At 71.6% G+C, this 16,845-nt stretch carries 14 protein-coding genes; all 14 read left to right on the forward strand.

All coding sequences use genetic code 11. The annotated features are described in order from the left end of the window. The first annotated feature begins 83 nt into the window (after positions 1-83). The 14 genes from ACZ60X_RS36875 (at position 84) to ACZ60X_RS36940 (ending at position 16,712) form a co-directional block, all read left to right on the forward strand. Positions 84-1,670: a class I adenylate-forming enzyme family protein gene (locus tag ACZ60X_RS36875; protein WP_469608327.1), complete on the forward strand. Its 1,587-nt coding sequence runs from the start codon at positions 84-86 to the stop codon at positions 1,668-1,670. A 98-nt stretch (positions 1,671-1,768) separates the two neighbouring features. Beyond that, a complete protein-coding gene (locus ACZ60X_RS36880; protein ID WP_469608591.1) occupies positions 1,769-2,800 on the forward strand; it encodes a methyltransferase in 1,032 nt (343 codons plus the stop codon). A 274-nt stretch (positions 2,801-3,074) separates the two neighbouring features. Beyond that, the gene (locus ACZ60X_RS36885) at positions 3,075-3,728 is read left to right on the forward strand and encodes an undecaprenyl diphosphate synthase family protein (RefSeq protein WP_469608330.1); all 654 of its coding nucleotides are present in this window, start codon (positions 3,075-3,077) and stop codon (positions 3,726-3,728) included. Between the two features lie 137 nt (positions 3,729-3,865). Next, entirely contained in the window at positions 3,866-5,134 is a 1,269-nt protein-coding gene (locus ACZ60X_RS36890; RefSeq protein WP_469608333.1) for a cation:proton antiporter domain-containing protein, read from the forward strand. A gap of 120 nt (positions 5,135-5,254) precedes the next feature. Then, the gene (locus ACZ60X_RS36895) at positions 5,255-6,175 is read left to right on the forward strand and encodes an aromatic prenyltransferase (protein WP_469608335.1); all 921 of its coding nucleotides are present in this window, start codon (positions 5,255-5,257) and stop codon (positions 6,173-6,175) included. Between the two features lie 93 nt (positions 6,176-6,268). Then, a complete protein-coding gene (locus tag ACZ60X_RS36900; protein WP_469608338.1) occupies positions 6,269-7,792 on the forward strand; it encodes an MFS transporter in 1,524 nt (507 codons plus the stop codon). 115 nt (positions 7,793-7,907) lie between these two features. Next, positions 7,908-9,338, forward strand: a complete 1,431-nt coding sequence (locus ACZ60X_RS36905; protein WP_469608340.1) for a DUF6851 domain-containing protein — start codon at positions 7,908-7,910, stop codon at positions 9,336-9,338. Between the two features lie 85 nt (positions 9,339-9,423). After that, a complete protein-coding gene (locus tag ACZ60X_RS36910; RefSeq protein WP_469608343.1) occupies positions 9,424-9,714 on the forward strand; it encodes a hypothetical protein in 291 nt (96 codons plus the stop codon). A gap of 208 nt (positions 9,715-9,922) precedes the next feature. Next, positions 9,923-10,636, forward strand: coding sequence for a sigma factor (locus ACZ60X_RS36915; protein WP_469608345.1), 714 nt, complete (start codon positions 9,923-9,925; stop codon positions 10,634-10,636). Beyond that, the gene (locus tag ACZ60X_RS36920; protein ID WP_469608350.1) at positions 10,633-11,307 is read left to right on the forward strand and encodes a response regulator; all 675 of its coding nucleotides are present in this window, start codon (positions 10,633-10,635) and stop codon (positions 11,305-11,307) included. Before ACZ60X_RS36915 ends, ACZ60X_RS36920 begins: the two co-directional genes overlap by 4 nt. 328 nt (positions 11,308-11,635) lie before the next feature. Beyond that, positions 11,636-12,562, forward strand: a complete 927-nt coding sequence (locus tag ACZ60X_RS36925; protein WP_469608352.1) for an RNA polymerase sigma-70 factor — start codon at positions 11,636-11,638, stop codon at positions 12,560-12,562. 136 nt (positions 12,563-12,698) lie between these two features. After that, positions 12,699-13,955: an NAD(P)/FAD-dependent oxidoreductase gene (locus tag ACZ60X_RS36930; protein WP_469608354.1), complete on the forward strand. Its 1,257-nt coding sequence runs from the start codon at positions 12,699-12,701 to the stop codon at positions 13,953-13,955. Between the two features lie 100 nt (positions 13,956-14,055). Further along, a complete protein-coding gene (locus ACZ60X_RS36935; RefSeq protein ID WP_469608357.1) occupies positions 14,056-15,333 on the forward strand; it encodes a cation:proton antiporter domain-containing protein in 1,278 nt (425 codons plus the stop codon). Beyond that, a complete protein-coding gene (locus ACZ60X_RS36940) occupies positions 15,330-16,712 on the forward strand; it encodes an MFS transporter (RefSeq protein WP_469608361.1) in 1,383 nt (460 codons plus the stop codon). The genes ACZ60X_RS36935 and ACZ60X_RS36940 overlap by 4 nt, the downstream gene beginning before the upstream one ends. Positions 16,713-16,845: the final 133 nt, after the last annotated feature.

Consider the following 16,845-nt stretch of genomic DNA (forward strand, 5'->3'; position numbering starts at 1 on the left):
AGCGACGTACGGCCTCCACGGCCACGGCTCCCGCACAGCGCGTCGCTCGACCGAAGCAGCGTGCACCGAAGGAGACACTCCCCATGAAGGGCTCGACAGCCTACGCATCGATACAAAAGCGCGGCCTGCACATCGGCCTCCTGCCGGAGATGGCCGCGGCCGTGAACCCGTCGACGCCGATCGTCCTCGACCACGACCTGGACGTCCTGCCCGAGGCGGGACGGCGGATGACGGTCGCCCGGTACGCCGAGCACGTGGCCGACCTGGCCGCCCGCCTGTGGGCGGCCGGGGTGCGGCCCGACGATCACGTCGTGATCTACAAGACGGCCAACGCCGACCACTGGATGCTCGCCGCGGCGGTGTCCCGGATCGGCGCGATCGTCGTGAACCTCTCGCCGGCCCTGGACCCCGCCACCGTGGGCGTCCTGCTGGAGCGGGTCGGCCGGCCGACCCTGCTCACCGACGGCACCAAGCTCGACCTGCTGGCCGGTCTCCCCCTGGCCGACCTGACCGCGCGGGTCGTCACCTCGGCCTTCGACCGGCCCGGGGCCGTCTCGCTCGGCGGCCTCGCGGGCTCCCCGCCGGTCAGGCCGGTGGTCCGGCCGATCGACGAGGCCGCGGTCATCACCCACACCTCGGGCACCACCGGCATTCCCAAGCTCGTGGTGCACACCCCCCGCACCCAGGGCATCCGCCTCGTCCCCCAGTGGCGGCTGCTGGCCCTGCTGCGCAAGAAGGAGACCGTCGCCATCCATGTGCCGTTCGTGCACTCGCGGATGGTGGCGGCCATGTCGCTGGCGCTGCTGAGGGAGTACCCGGTCCTGCTGATGCGGGAGACCGACCCCGCCGTCGTCGCCGAGCACCTCCTCACGCACCGCCCGGCCCTCATCGAGGCGCTGCCCAACTCGCTGATGGACTGGGAGGAACTGACCGGGGACCCGCGCGCGCCGTTCGCGTCGGTGAAGGTCTTCAGCAGCACCTTCGACGCCATCCACCCGGGCACGATGAGCAAGTTGCTCAAGGCATCCGACCGGCGCGGGGCGCTGTTCTTCCAGATCTACGGCCAGAGCGAGGTCGGCCCCGCCGTCGGCCGCGCCTACTTCCGCCGCTCCGCGCACAAGGCGAACGGCCGCTGCGTGGGCTGGCCGATGCCGCTGGGCGCGGCCAGGGTGCGCGTCGTCAGCCGTGACGGCAAGCGCCCCACCGAGCACAACCCCGGCCGCATCGAGGTCGCCTGGCCGGGCCTGGCCAAGACGTACCACGGCGAGCAGGAACGCTACGACGGCAACCGCAAGGGCGAGTGGTGGGGGACCGGCGACGTCGGTTACTTCACCAGGTTCGGCTGTCTGCACATGCTCGACCGCGAGGTCGACATGATCCCGGGCGTGAAGAGTTCCCTGGAGATCGAGGACATCGTCCTCGGCAGCCTCGACGAGCTGACCGAGCTGGTCGTCGTCCAGGGCCCGGACTCGCAGCCGGTCCCCGTGATCTGCACCGTGGACGACAAGCCGCTCGACCTCGCCCGCTGGCGGGCCGCCGTCGCCGGCTTCCCGCAGCTCGCCGACCCCGTACAGATCCCGCAGGCCGAACTGCCGAGGACCGCCACCTTGAAGGTGCAGCGGCTCGCGCTGGCCCGCCGGTTCGACGAACAGCTCCAGGGGCGGGCGTGACCCGCGCACAACCGACCGCCACGGCGATCGCACCACACCACTCGAAAGGGGCCACAGCCTTGACACCCCAAGCCACCCTCGCCCGATTCCGCGAGTACATGGTGGGACCCTCGCGCTTCATGAGCCTTGTGTCGTGCTTCGAACTCGGCATCGTCGACACCCTCCGCGAGCGGCCGGGGCTGACCGCCGCCCAGCTCGGGGAGGCCGCCGGCACCAAGCCGGACGTCGTGGAACAGCTGCTGTTCCTGCTGGTCAAGGAGGGTTTCGTCGCTCATGACGAGGCCGCCGGCACCTACACCCTCGACGCGCTCGCACACGTCCCCGTCCAGGACCTGAACCGGGCGCTGCGCTACATGAACCTGATCAAGGTCACCGCGCTGCGCCAGCTGTTCTACCTCACCGAGAGCGCCCGCACCGGCACGGTCGTCGGCCTGAAGGAGCTGTACGGCGCGGAGGGCACCCTGTACGACGCGGTGGCCGACCACCAGGACCTGAACGACTCCTGGCTGAAGCTGATGAACGACGTCACCGCCAACATCGACCCCTGGTTCTTCGACAACATCGACATCCCGGCCGGCTCCCGCGTCCTCGACGTCGCCGGCAACACCGGCCTCGGCGCGATCCACACCTACCGCCACAAGGCCTCCGAGGGGCTGAAGGTGACGACCTTCGACCTGCCGGAGAAGGAGGCCGAGGCGCTGGCGAACTTCAGGGCCGAGGGCCTGCAGGAACACCTGTCGTTCATCGGCGGCAACGTCTTCGACGAGATCCCGCAGGGCTACGACGTCGCGCTGATCAAGCACTTCCTCGACATGTTCGACAAGGACGACGTCGTCCGCATCCTCACAGGCGTCCACAAGTCCCTCAACGTGGGCGGCACGGTGCACATCCTGGTGCCGGTCTACCCCGAGGACATCAAGCAGACCGACAACTACAACGTCGACTTCTTCCCGGCGTTCTTCATCGGCTGCGCCATGGGCCAGGGCGGCCCGCAGAAGCTGTCGGCCTATCAGAGCTGGCTGGAGGAGTGCGGGTTCAAGGTCACGCAGGCGATCACCAAGGACGCCGCCGAGATTCCGCCGGACGTCATCCCCGTCCAGGCCATCCTGTCGGCGACGAAGGTCGCGTGAGGGGCTGAACCCCGTCGGGGGCGGTGCCGTGCCGGCCGCACGGCACCGCCCCGGAGTGGAGGGCACGCACGTGAGCTGTCCCCGTCTCCCGAGAAGTCCAGCCGAGGGACACGCCGGCCGCCCCCGCCACTGCCTCCTGCGGCCGGGACCACACCGACGTGCTCGCGCGGTCCGTCCGGGCCGGTGCCGCATCCACCGGCACCGGGGTGACCTCGGTGAGCACCGACGCCGTGGATGACACCACCGAACCACACGCAACCACAAGGAGAAGACGGTGCCCAACTTCATGCTGCTGCCGGACGGAATGCGCCGCTGGTCCCTGGAACACGGCGTCACCCTCCAGGAGAGCTACCAGGCGATGGCGGACAAGATCGTCGAGTTCACCGGCTGGGTCCGCGAGGAAGGCTTCACCAACTTCTACATCGCCACCAACTCCGCCGAGAACTACACCCGTCCGGGCGCCGCGGTGACCACGTTCCTCGGCGCGTTCAACGACGTGGCCCGCCGCGTCCACGGCGACCTCAACTTCGAGTTCTCGGGCCTGCTGGACCTGGTGCCGCAGACCTACCGCACCGAACTGGAGGAACTGCGCGACAAGTCGGCGAAGGACTCCGGCTTCACCCTCCACTTCGTGCTGGGCATGTCCCTCACCCGCGAGATCATCGGCATCTTCAACAAGTTCAACGGCAAGGTCCCGGAGCTGACCGAGGAGATCCTCGCCGCCAACGCCTACGTCCCGCAGCCGGTCGACTACGTCCTGCGCACCGGCGGCCATGTCCGGCTGTCGAACTTCTACCCGCTGATGTCGCCGTTCGCTGAACTGCACTTCTCCGACACCCTGATGCCCTCCTTCACCCGCGAGGAGTTCGACGCCGTGCTGCGCGACCTGCGTGGCCGGGACCGCCGCTACGGCGCCTACCCCGTCTGAAACCTGCACCCGGCCGGGCCCGTGCCGCCGCGGAGCCGGTGGTGACCCGGTGGCCGCAACGGCGCGGCCACCACCGCCACCACCGCTTCCGCGGCCGCCGCCCGGCCCGCCCCCCACCGACGAAAAGACACCTCGCCATGACCACCCATCAAACCTCTGCCCTGCTGCTGGGCCTGGCCGCCATCGTCCTGCTGGCACGGCTGCTCGGCGCGCTGGCCCGCCGGTTCAACCAGCCGGCGGTGATCGGTGAAGTCCTCGCCGGTATCGCGCTGGGACCCACCCTGTTCCACGGGGAGCTCAGCGACGCCCTGTTCCCGGCCGCCACCCGTCCCCTGCTCAGCGCCCTGGCGGCGGTCGGTGTCGCCGTCTTCATGTTCCTCGTCGGTCTGGAGTGGGACGCGGCGATGATCCGCGGCAGCGGCAGCCTCGCCGCCACCGTGTCCCTCAGCTCCATCCTGCTGCCCTTCGGACTGGGCGCGCTGCTGGCGCTGTACCTGATGGACGACTACGGCACCGCGGACAGGACGTCGTTCATGCTCTTCATGGGCATCGCCATGTCCATCACGGCGTTCCCCGTGCTGGCCCGCATCCTCACCGACCGGCGTATGACCCGCTCGCCGCTCGGCGTGGTAGCCCTGGCCTGCGCGTCCATCGACGACGTCCTCGCCTGGTCGCTGCTCGCCGCCGTCGTCGCCATCAGCGGCTCGGCCGGCCCCGAGCAGTGGCGGATCCTGCTGGCCGTGCCCTACCTGCTCGGCATGCTCTTCGTCGTACGGCCGCTGCTGGCCCGCTTCGTGGCCCGCCGGCCCGCCCTGACCCTCACCCCGAGCGTCTTCGCCTTCGTCCTCGTCGGCCTGCTGCTGTCCGCCGCCGCCACGGAGTGGGTGGGCCTGCACTACATCTTCGGCGCGTTCCTCTTCGGCGTGATCCTGCCGCGCACCGGCGGGAACCGGCTGCGCAGCGAAGTCCACGAGCGCCTCGGGCACTTGAGCGGCACCCTGCTGCTGCCGGTGTTCTTCCTCGTCGCCGGCCTCCAGGTGAACCTCTCCCACCTCAGGCCCGGCGGGCTCGGCGCGCTCGGGCTGATCCTGCTCGTGGCCGTCGGCGGCAAGTTCACCGGCGCGTTCGTCGCCGCCCGGCTGAACCGGATGCCGCTCAGGCAGTCCGCCGCCCTCGCGACGCTGATGAACACCCGTGGCCTCACCGAGCTGATCGTCCTCAACGTCGGCCTGCAACTGGGCTTTCTCGGCCGGGACCTGTACTCCCTCATGGTCGTCATGGCCGTCGTCACCACTGCGATGGCGGGCCCGCTGCTGAGCCGGCTCATCCGCGCCACCGACGACGACATCCCGGAGTCGACCGGCGCCTCCGGGGCCGCGAGCGAGCCCGTGCGGACGGCGTCCTAGGCCGCCGGCAGCCCCCGTATTCTTCGACCAATTCTTGAGCGGACCCGCGCTATCTTCGGGGGCGAGGAGCGCGGGATTCCAGCGGAATCCATGGCTCGCGCTGACCACTTGGAGTTTTTGATGTCCCACGGCACTGCGGCAGAAAAGCTGTACTCGGCCATCGAGGAATCGTCCCGGCTGGTCGGTGCGGCCTGCTCACGTGACAAGGTGTGGCCGGTACTGACCACCTTCGGCGGTGCGCTCGACAACGCCATGGTCGTATTCAGCGTGCTGACCGGCGAGCGCCACGCAGGACACCTCGACTACTGCCTCACCATATCCCCGCAGATCACCGACCCGTACGCCGCCGCGGTGGCGGGCGGGCTCGTCGCGGCCACGGACCATCCCGTCGGCTCCCTGCTCGGGGAGATCCATGCCCAGGGCTGGCGGATCAGCGAGCACTTCACCGACTGCTCCGCCGTCAACGGCTTCAAGAAGATCTACGCCCACTTCCCGCGTGACCTGCAGAAAGTGTCGGCCCTCGCCGACCTCGCGGCCATGCCCCCGGCAGTCGGCGACAACCTCGGCCTGTTCGCCCGCTACGGCCTGGACGAGGTCGCGATGATCGGGATCGACTACAAGAGCCGGACGATCAGCCTCTATTTCCAGTTCACCGCGGAAAACCGGCCCGAACCGCACGCCCTGCGGTCGATGCTGCACGAGATCGGCCTGCCCGACCCCAGCGGACCCATGCTGGATTTCGCCAGTCATTCCTTCCGGGCGAATTTCACCCTCGGCTGGGACTCCTCGAAGATCGCCCGGGTCGCCTATGCGCCACCGCTCGGTCCCGCTCTGGACCTCTCGGCGGTTCCGGCCCCTGTGGAAGAGCACATCGAACGATTCGCGACAACCGCTCCGCGGGCGTACGGCGGCGAGCGCATGAACCTCTTCGCCGTGAAATGGCAGCCCGCCGGAGAATTCGTCGAGGTCTGCTCGTACTACCAGGTTTCACCGGCATACGAACCTGTTCGCCTGATGGAGACCCGCAAAGAAAAGGCGTAGTCCCCGCGGGACCGTGTCACAGCCGGCCGCCGTGTCTCGTCCCAAGGGTGACGCCTCACAACCGTTCGATGGAACACCGACAAGGAGAAGATCATGGAGACACGGAGCGCGGCCCCTGCGGCCGGGCCGAGCTCGGGGGCAGCAGCGGCGGCGGACTCACGGCGGTGGCTGATCCTCGCCGTCATCTGCACCGCCTACCTGATGGTCGGCGTCGACCTGACCGTGGTCAACCTCGCGCTGCCGTCGGCGCAGAAAGCGCTGAACTTCACCGACGCCGACCGGCAGTGGATCGTGACCGCCTACGCGCTGCCGTTCGGCAGCCTGCTGCTGTTCTGCGGGCGGCTGTCCGACCTGATCGGCCGTAAGCAGACCTTCCTCATCGGCCTGAGCGGCTTCGCGGTCGCCTCCGCCGTCGGCGGAGCGGCGACCAACTTCGGCACCCTGGTGACGGCCCGCGCCTTCCAGGGCGGCTTCGCCGCGATGCTGGCCCCGGCCGCCCTGGCCCTGCTGGCCACCACGTTCACGGACCCGAAGGAGAAGGGCAAGGCCTTCGGTATCTTCAGCGCCGTCGCGGCGGCCGGCACCGGTCTCGGCCTGATCCTCGGCGGTGCGCTGACCTCCGGCCTGAACTGGCGCTGGTGCCTTTACATCAACCTGCTCTTCGCGGGCGCCTCGCTCGCCGGAGGCCTGCTGCTGCTCGGCAAGCAGCCCAAGACCGGCGCGCGGATGGACATCCCGGGCGTACTGCTGGCCTCGGGCGGCATGTTCTGCGTGGTCTACGGCTTCTCCAACGCCGCCGAGCACAGCTGGCACGTGCCCGGCACCTGGGGCGTCCTCGCGCTCGGCGCGGTGCTGCTGGTCCTGTTCTCGCTCTGGCAGACCCGAGCGGCCAACCCGCTGCTGCCGCCCCGCGTCCTGCTCGACCGCAACCGCGGCGGCGCCTACCTCACCACGCTGTTCGTCGGCACCGGCACCTTCGGCGTGATGCTCTTCCTCGTCTACTACATGCAGACCGACCTCGGCTGGTCGGCCATCGAGTCCGGTGTCGCCCTGCTGCCGATGCTCGTGATGACCGCCGTCGGCGCCAACGTCAGCGCCATCAAGCTGCTGCCGAAGTACGGCCCGCGTCCGCTGGTCGGCGTCGGTCTGCTGCTCAGCGCGGCCGGCATGGCCTGGCTGACCGGCATCGGCATCAACTCCGGCTACGCCGCCCACCTGCTCGGCCCGGTCACCGCCGTCGGCCTCGGCCTCGGCCTGATCTACGGCGCGGCCCTGCGCACCGGCACCTCCGGCGTCGCACTCCAGGACACCGGCATCGCCTCCGCCTGCGTCAGCACCGGCCAGCAGCTCGGCGGCGCCATCGGCACCGCCCTGCTCAACACCATCGCGGCCACCGCGACCGGCAACTGGTTCGACAGCCACGTACAGGGCAAGCCGACCGCCGAGCAGCTGCACCTCGGCGCCATCCACGGCTACACCACGGTGTTCTGGTGGTGCACCGCCATCTTCGTCGCCGGTGCCGTCATCGCCGGCCTGATGCTGCGCAGCGGCCCGCTGCCGGCCCCGCAGATGCCGGCGGGCCCCAAGCCGGCCGAGAAGAGCGAAGCAACCGCCTGACCCGCCTCCCAGGGGCCGGCGAGGAACGCAGCACCCCGTCCTCGCCGGCCCCGCGTCCCACCGTCCGGACTTCACCACAGCTGCCCCGCCCGGCAGCGGATGAGGAACGAAAGCCATGACGACGCCCGCCCCCGCCGACTTCGCCTTCGACTTCGACCACGGCAACTTCTACCGGGACCTGATCGCCGCGGCGGGCGACTCGTCGGGGCAGCAGCAGGCCATCGCCCCCCAGGACGTCGCCCTCGTCGTGTGGGTACAGGCCATCATGTGGGCCGCCCGCTTCGACGCCCTGGCGCCCTACCACCCGAGCGCCGTCGGCGTGCACGCCCGCATCCAGCGCCGCCCCGCCGAGGAGCGCGCCACCAACCGCAACAAGAACATCGCCGCCCTGTACGCCTCGTCGTACGTGGCCAACGCGGTGTATCCCGAACGCGAGCACGTCATGCGCAAGATGCTGACCGTGCTCGGCCTCGACCCCGACGACACGGCGCCGGACCCGACCACCCCGGCCGGCATCGGCACGATCGCGGGCCGGGCCGCCGTCGAGGCGCACGCGCGCGACGGCATGAACTTCCTGGGCGACACGGGCCGCACCTACCACGGGCAGCCCTTCGAGGACTACACCGGCTACCGGCCCGTGAACACCGCCTACGAACTGACCGATCCCTCGCGCTGGCAGCCCGGCCTGCGCCCGCACCGGCGCCGCGCCGGCGGCGGGCCGGGCGACAAGGGCGCCTTCCTGGTCCAGCGCTTCGCCACCCCGCAGCTGCGGCTCACCAGGCCGTACACCTACGACGACCCCGGCCGGTTCGAGCTCGCCCGCCCCGACCACCTCGACCACACCGACACCGCCGCCTACCGGGCCTCGGTGGACGAGGTGCTGGCCGCCTCCGCCGCCCTCACCGACGAGCACAAGGCGACGGCTGAGTTCTTCGACAACACCTATCTCAGCGTCCTGCAGTCCACCAAGGCCGCCGGCCTCGCCCACGAACTGGACCTGGACGGCTGGGTGCAGCTGCTCTTCACCAGCTCCGTGGCCCAGCTCGACGCCCTGATCGCCGCATGGCACCACAAGCACGCCCACGACGCCGTACGGCCGTTCAGCGCGATCCGGCACGTGTACGGAGACAGCCGGGTGACCGCCTGGGGCGGCCCCGGCAAGGGCACCGTCAGCGACCTGCCCGCCGCCGAGTGGGAGAGCTATCTGCCGCCGGGAGACGCCCCCGAGTACCCGTGCGGCACCACGACCCTGTGCGCCGCCGAGGGCCAGGCCGCCCGCCGCTTCCTCGGCGACGACATCCTCGACTGGACCCACACCGTCCCCGCCGGCACGAGTCTGACCGAGCCCGGGACCACCCCGGAGAAGGACGTCGAGCTGCACTTCGCCACCTGGACCGCCTTCGCCGAGGAATGCGCCCGCAGCCGGGTGCGGGCCGGCGTGCACTTCCGCACGACCACCGAGCGCTCCCTGGTGTTCGGTACCCAGTTCGGCGACCGCGCCTACGAGTTCGTCCAGCGGCACATCAACGGCGACGTCGGGGACTGACCGGGCCCGCCCGGCCCCGGGGCGTCGTCGCGGCCGCCGCACCGCGCACAGCAGCAGACCACCGCGACGACGCAGAGGAAGACCGATGAGCGCTGCCCCCGAGCCGGCCACCACCGGTGCCGACCTGGCCTCGCGAGCCTGGGCCGAGGCCCGCGTCCTGACCGGCACCGGCCCTGCCGGCCATGACCGCGCGCGGGGCGCGGGCGGCGAGGTGACGGCCGCCGCGTTGCGCGCCCACAGCGCCCTGACGGCGGCCCGCGGGCAGCGCATCGCGCTCACCGTCCTGGCACCGGGCGGCTGCGACGACGGCGCGGTCCGTGCCCTCGCCACCTTCCTCGCGGTCTACGCCGGCCGCGCCCCCGGCGCGGCGGCCTGACCGCGAGCCGCGGACCGTCGCGCCCGCCCGCCTACACCCCCGTCGCGGGCGGGCGCGACGTATCCCCCCTCGCCGCGTGTCACTGCCACCGGGCCTGCATCGTCTGAGGGGGTGACGGCGAATCCCGCGGATGAACAGCGACGTGCGAGGCGAGCGCGGCCGGCTCCGGCGGCCGGGCCGCGAGCGTGGATGCGAGGAGGGGCTCTGCGTGAACCGGATCGAGGAGTTCGAGCAATCGCGGCCCCTGCTGTACTCGATCGCCTACCGCATCCTCGGCAGCCAGAGCGACGCCGAGCACGCGGTGCACGAGACCTGGCTGCGCTACCGGGCCGCGCGCAGCGTACCCACCCCGGCCAGGGGATACCTGTCGCGGCTGGTCACCCGGATCGCGTCGGACGTCCTGCGGTCGGCCCGCGTCCGCCACGACAGCCACCCCGGGCCCCTGTGGTCCGGACCCCCGCGCGAGGACCCGCCGCAGGACCCCGGGCCGGGCGACCTGGCCGCGTCGCTGTCCACGGCGGCCGTCCTGCTGCTGGAGCGCCTGTCCCCGCTGGAACGGGCGTTCTTCGTGCTGCGGGAGATCCTCGGGTGCGACATGGGGCAGATCGCGGGGGCCGTGGGATGTTCGCAGACAGCCTGCCAGCAGCTCGCCGCCGCCGTGACCCGGGCCAGTGACGGCGGCGGCGCCGGCCCGCCGTGGCCGGGGATCGTCGTCGGCCGCGAACAGGTGGCCCGGGTGATGGCCGCCATCGTCCCGGCGCTCACCGCCGTCGGCGTCACCCTGGAGCCGCAGCAGGTGCGCTCCCGTCCGGGCGCGGTCTTCCGCGACCGGGCCGGCACCGTCCTCGGCGCCGTCACCCTCGACATCCTCGACGGCCGGATCCAGACGATCCGCTGGGTGGTCCCGGACAGGGCGTCATGACCCGCGTCCTGCTCGTCGACGACCAGCCGCTGCTGCGCCGCGGCTTTCGCACGCTGCTCGACGCCGAGGACGACATCGAGGTGGTGGCCGAGGCCGCCGACGGCACCCGGGCCCTCGGTCTGGCGCGCGAGCACCTGCCCGACATCGTGCTGACCGACATCCGGCTGCCCGGCCTCGACGGCATCGAGCTGACCCGGCGCCTCGCCCTGGACCCGGCGCCGTCCCGCACGCGGGTCGTCATCCTCACCGGCCACGGCCTCGACGCCCAGGTCTTCGACGCGCTGCGGGCCGGCGCCGCCGGGTTCCTCCTGAAGGACATCGCGCCCGAGGACCTGCTGCGCGCCGTACGCGTCGTCGCGCGCGGCGACGCCCTGCTCGCCCCCCGCGTCACCCGCACCGTGATCAGCCAGCTGCTCAGCCGGCCGCTGCCGCTGCTCGCCGCCACCGGCGCGCCGGAGCTGACCGGCCGGGAACGCGAGGCCGTCATCCTGGTGGCGCGCGGGCTGTCCACCGCGCAGATCGCCGACCGCATGGTCATCAGCCCGCTGACCGTGAAGACCCACATCGACCGGGCGAAGACCAAGCTGCGGGCCCGAACCCGCGTCCAACTCGTCGCGATCGCCTACGAGTCGGGGATGGTCACGCCACAACACCGGGAAACCGTACGGTGATCGGCGCGATCCACGTCACATCCGCGGCCGTGTCACATCCGTCCGGGCCGTCTCGTCTCAGGCACGAGACACCCATGCCGCCGCCGACCGCCGCCGAGAGGCCGATATGCAGCACCCCGACCGCCGGTTGGGCACCACCGACCGGCTACCCTCGCAGGAGACCACGCCCGGTGCGACGACCGGGACGACGCGGAGGGCCCCGCACCGCACGGGAGGCCCTCGGCGCTCCCCGACGACCCCACGGACCCCGCGCGAGGCCGCCACGGGCCTCCAGCCGCGTGCCGTACGTCCGCTCGCGGCGCCAGGGCTTGAAGGAGGAGAGGCCGGCATGAGCAGGACCGAGGAGTTCGAGGAACTGCGGCCCCTGCTGTTCTCGATCGCCTACCGCATCCTCGGCAGCGTGAGCGAGGCCGAGGACGCCGTCCAGGAGACCTGGCTGCGCTACGCCGCCTCCGCGACCGAGCCCCGCTCGGCCAGGGCCTTCCTGTCGGCCACGGTGACCCGGATCGCCATCGACGTGCTGCGCTCCGCCCGCGTCCGCCGCGAGGTGTACGTCGGCCAGTGGCTGCCCGAACCCCTCCTGGCCGACCCCTACGAGGACCCGGCGCGCTCCGCGGAACTCGCCGACTCCCTGTCGATGGCCGCCCTGCTGCTGCTGGAGCGGCTCAGCCCGCTGGAGCGGGCGGTGTTCGTGCTGCGGGAGGTGTTCTCCTTCGGCTTCCCCGAGATCGCCTCCGCGCTGGACCGCTCGGAGGCCGCGTGCCGCCAGCTCGCGGTGCGCGCCCGCCGGCACATGGACGCCGGCCGGCCCCGCTTCCAGGCCGACCGCCAGGAACGCGAGGAACTCGCCGAGCGCTTCTTCGGCGCCGTGCGCGAGGGCGACGTCGACTGCCTGCGCGAACTGCTCGCCGCCGACGCCCAGATCGTCGGCGACGGCGGCGGCAAGGCCCCGCAGCTGGCGCGGGTCGTCGTCGGCGCCGACAGCGTCGCCCGCGTCCTCGGCTCCTACTTCCCGCTGCTGCTGCGGGTGGACGTCACCCTGGAGCCGCACCAGGTGAACGGCCAGCCCGGCGCCCTCTTCCGGGACCGCGACGGCAAGGTGCTCAACGCCTGGACCCTCGACATCCTGGGCGGCCGGATCCAGACGATCCGCTCGGTCAGCAACCCCGACAAGCTCGGCCACCTCGGCCCGGTCGCCGACGCCTGGGCGGTCACCCGCGAGGCCAACCGGGCCCGCCGGTCGAGGAATCACTGAGCAATATCGGCGGTGACGGGGTCCGAGGCCGCCCCGCACTCTGGTTCGTGAACGCGCTGCGCGGGTGGAAGCGGGTGAAAGGAAACCCACACGACTCGCGACTGGCCGCCAATTCTCGGACTGGGGAAGGTCTCGTATGTCGTCTCTCATCGGGTTTACTGGCGATTTCGACGTCATCGTCATCGGCGGCGGGCCCGCCGGTGCGACCACCGCGGGGCTCCTCGCCCAGCGCGGACGCCGGGTTCTCGTGCTCGACCGTGAGCGGTTCCCGCGCTACCACGTCGGGGAGTCCCTCATCCCCGGGTTCATGCTGCCCATGGAGGAACTCGGCCTCACCGAGCGCATGGAGGCCCGCGGGTTCGAGCGCAAGTACGGCGGCACGCTGGTCTGGGGCAACAACGAGATCCCGTGGCACTTCGAGTTCTCCACCGGCGGCCGGATCCCGTACTCGTACCACACGCGCCGCGCCGACCTGGACACCATGATCCTGGACCGGGCGCGCGAGCTGGGTGTCACCGTCGTGGAAGAGGCCACGGTGAAGGACACCATCGAGGAGGACGGCCGTGTCGTCGGCGTCACGTACGCCCTGCGCGGGCTCGACGGCACCCAGGAGGCCCGCGCCAAGATGGTCGTCGACGCCTCCGGCCAGGCCCGGGTCATCGGCCGCAAGTACACCGAGGTCAACTGGCACGACCAGCTGCAGAACGTCGCGGTGTGGACGTACTTCGACGGCTGCCACCGGCTGCCCGGCGACGAGTGGAGCAACATCCTCATCGAGGGCATCCAGGACGGCTGGTTCTGGGGCATCCCGATCGACAAGGGCGTCTTCAGCGTCGGCTACGTGACCCGCTCGGCCACCGCGAGCGCCTCCGACCAGGGCCTGGAGGACCTCTTCCGCTCCGAGCTGGCGAAGACCGGCAAGCTCAAGGACCTCCTGCGGGACGCCCACCAGACCTCGGGCTTCCGCAGCGCCCGCGACTGGTCCTACACCAACGAGCGTTTCTACGGCAACGGCTGGGTCCTCGTCGGGGACGCCGCCGCCTTCGTCGACCCGCTGTTCTCCACCGGCGTCGCCCTCGCCACCATGTCCGGCAGCACCCTGTCGAAGATCGTCGACAAGATCCTCGAACACCCGGAGATCGAGGAGAAGGCGCTCGACCGGTACGCCACCGCCTACCGTGACTTCTTCGGCGACATCCGCTACTTCGTGGAGAAGTTCTACGACCGCTCCAAGACCAAGGGCTTCTACTGGAGCATGGCCCAGGAGATCACCGACCCCGACAAGAAGAACGACGAAGAGGTGGACTTCGTCAAGCTGGTCTCCGGACTCAGCGGAAACCACGCCCTGTTCAACCTCGAATTCGACGACCTCATCGCGGACGCCGCGAAGTGATGGCCGGCCCCGCGTAAGAGCGGCCGGCCCAAGCGAAGAGACGAAAGCGCGGCAGCCCCGGGCACCCGGAGGCTGCCGCGCTCGTGTGTGGGGGGCGACCATGCCAAGCCATCAGATCCAGATGCTGTTCCTCGGCCTCGCGCTGATCCTCCTGCTCGCCCGGGCACTGGGCACGCTGGCCGCGCGCCTCGGCCAGCCCCCGGTCGTCGGCGAGATCCTGGCCGGCATCGCGCTGGGTCCCACGCTCTGCGGCGGCGGCCTCGCCCGCTGGCTGTTCCCGGCCGACGTACGGCCGCTGCTGGCGGCGCTGTCGTCGATCGGCGTGGCGCTGTTCATGTTCACCATCGGCCTGGAGATCGAGCACCAGGCGCTGCGCGGCACCGGCCGCCTCACCGCGGGCGCCGCGATCGGCTCCACCGTGGTGCCGTTCCTGCTGGGCATCGCGATGGCCGTGTACCTGCTGCGGGACCATCCCAGCGACAACGCCGCCATGTTCACCGTGTTCGTCGGGCTGTCGGTGTCGGTGACCGCCTTCCCCGTACTGGCCCGGATCCTGGCCGACCGGCGGCTGTCCGCCACCTCGCTCGGCGGCGTGGCGCTGGCGACGGCCGCCGTGGTGGACGTCGTCGCATGGGTGGCGCTCGCCGCTGTCCAGGCGGTCGCCGGCGGAGGCTCGGGGCACTGGCGGGTGGCCCTCGTGTTGCCCTTCGCCGCCGTCCTGTTCCTGCTGGTACGGCCCGTGCTGCGGCGCGTCCTGCTGCCGGGCGGCGTGGCAGGCCCCCTCGGACCCGGGCAGCTGGTGGTCGTGCTGACCTGCGCGCTGCTGTGCGGGGCGGCCACCGAGGCGATGAACCTGCACTACATCTTCGGTGCGTTCCTGCTCGGCGTGGTGATGCCCCGCGACGCGGCGGCCACGGCCCTGCGCGCCACGATCCACGACCGCACCACCCAGATCACCGGCTTCCTGCTGCCCGTCTACTTCGTGGTCAGCGGTCTGAAGGTCGACCTGAGCGGCCTCGGTCCGGGCGACCTGACCGACCTCGCGGCGATCCTCGCCGTCGCCGTCGCCGGCAAGTTCGCCGGCACCTATCTCGGCGCGCGCAGCCAGGGCATGCCGGGCCGCCCGGCCGCCGCACTCGCCACCCTGATGAACACCCGGGGCCTGACCGAGCTGATCATCCTCGGTGTCGGCCTCCAACTCGGGCTGCTGGACGGAAGGTTGTACTCCCTGATGGTCGCCATGGCGGTACTGACCACGGCGACGACAGGCCCCCTGCTCACGCTCGTGTTCCGCAAGTGCGCGGACGTCCCCGACGGCCGCGCACCCACCACGCCGGACAGGCGACAAGGACGACGGTACGAAAGGGCCCGCTCATGACCACGCACGCTGCGCCACGGCTGAGTCCGCAGGAGTTCATCGACGTGAGCCCGATGAGCCGCCGCCAGTGGCTGATCGTGACGCTGGGCCTGCTGATGATGATCGGCGAGGGCCTGGACGCCACCGTCGCCGCCTTCGTCTTCCCCCTGGTCAAGAAGGAGTGGGGGACCGGAATCGACGCGGTGACCGCCACCGTGACCCTGGGCGTCCTGGCGATGGTCGTCGGGGGCGTGGCCGTCGGCCCGCTCGCCGACCGCAAGGGCCGCAAGGGCATCACCGTGGCGGGCATCGCCGTCTTCGGCCTGGGCACGGCCGGTATGGCCCTCACTGACGGCATCGTCGCCCTCGCGGCCCTGCGCATCGTGGCCTGCCTGGGTCTCGGCGCGGTCCTGCCCGGCGTCATGGCACTGGTCGCGGACTGGACCCCGGCCAGGCGCCGCAGCCAGATGGTCGCCCTGTCCTTCACCGGCGTCACCGCGGGCACCAGCCTCGGCGGAGTCCTGTCCGCGACCCTGCTGCCCGCCTTCGGCTGGCGGGTGCTGCTGGCCGTGTGCGGCCTGGCGCCGCTGCTGCTGATCCCCGCAGTCGTCCGCTCGGTCCCGGAGTCCGTGGTCGTACTGGCGGCCACCGGGCGCGACCGGGACGTGCGGCAGGCGCTGACCGCGGTCCTGCCGGCCGGGGACCACTCCCGGGTGGCCCTGGCCCCGGCGCGGCCCGCCACGGCCGCGAGTCGCGCCCCCCGCCCGTCGGTGCGCACGATCCTCTCCCCGGCTCTCAGGGCCACCACCCTGCTGCTGTGGCTGTGCTTCTTCATGGGCCTCGGCGTCGTCTTCGTGATCCTCAGCTACCTGCCGCTGCTGGCGGAGCGCACGGGCCTGACGGACACCCAGGCGGGTGTGGCGGTCGCCCTGTTCGGCTGGGGCGGCCTGGCCGGGCAGCTCTCGGTGTCCTTCGCCCTCAAGCGCTACGACCGCTTCCGGGTGGTGACCTGCCTGTGGGCCCTGAGCGTGCTGTCCCTGGCGGCGGCGGCCCCGTGGGCGCACCGCTTCTCCGCCCTGCTCGTCGCCGCCTTCGTCCTGGGCTTCTGCCTGCCCGCGGCCAACGCCGTCCTCCAGGCGATCGCCGTGATCGCCTACCCGTCCTCCGCCCGCGCCACGGGCATGAGCTGGGCGGCCAGCATGGGCAAGCTGGGCCCGGTGGTCTGCGGGGTCCTCGGCGGCCTGATGGTCAAGGCGGGCTGGTCGCTGGGCGCGGTCCTGCCGGCCCTCGCCGTCCCCGTCGCCCTGTGCGTCCTGGCCGCGTCCGCCCTGCGGTCCCGCGGCCTCGCCGCGCGGCCGAGCCCCCGCCCGCTCCCGGCGCCCGCCGCGGACCGTTCGTGACGGCCACCGGCGCGGGCACGGATTCCACCGGCGGCAGCCCCCTGTGGGCACGCCGACGAGCATCAAGACCAGCGAGGAAGTAGTACGCGACCGGCTGCGCGTGCTCGCCGCCGAGCGCGGCACCACGGTGACG

This window comes from Streptomyces sp. NPDC104106, from assembly GCF_055584345.1.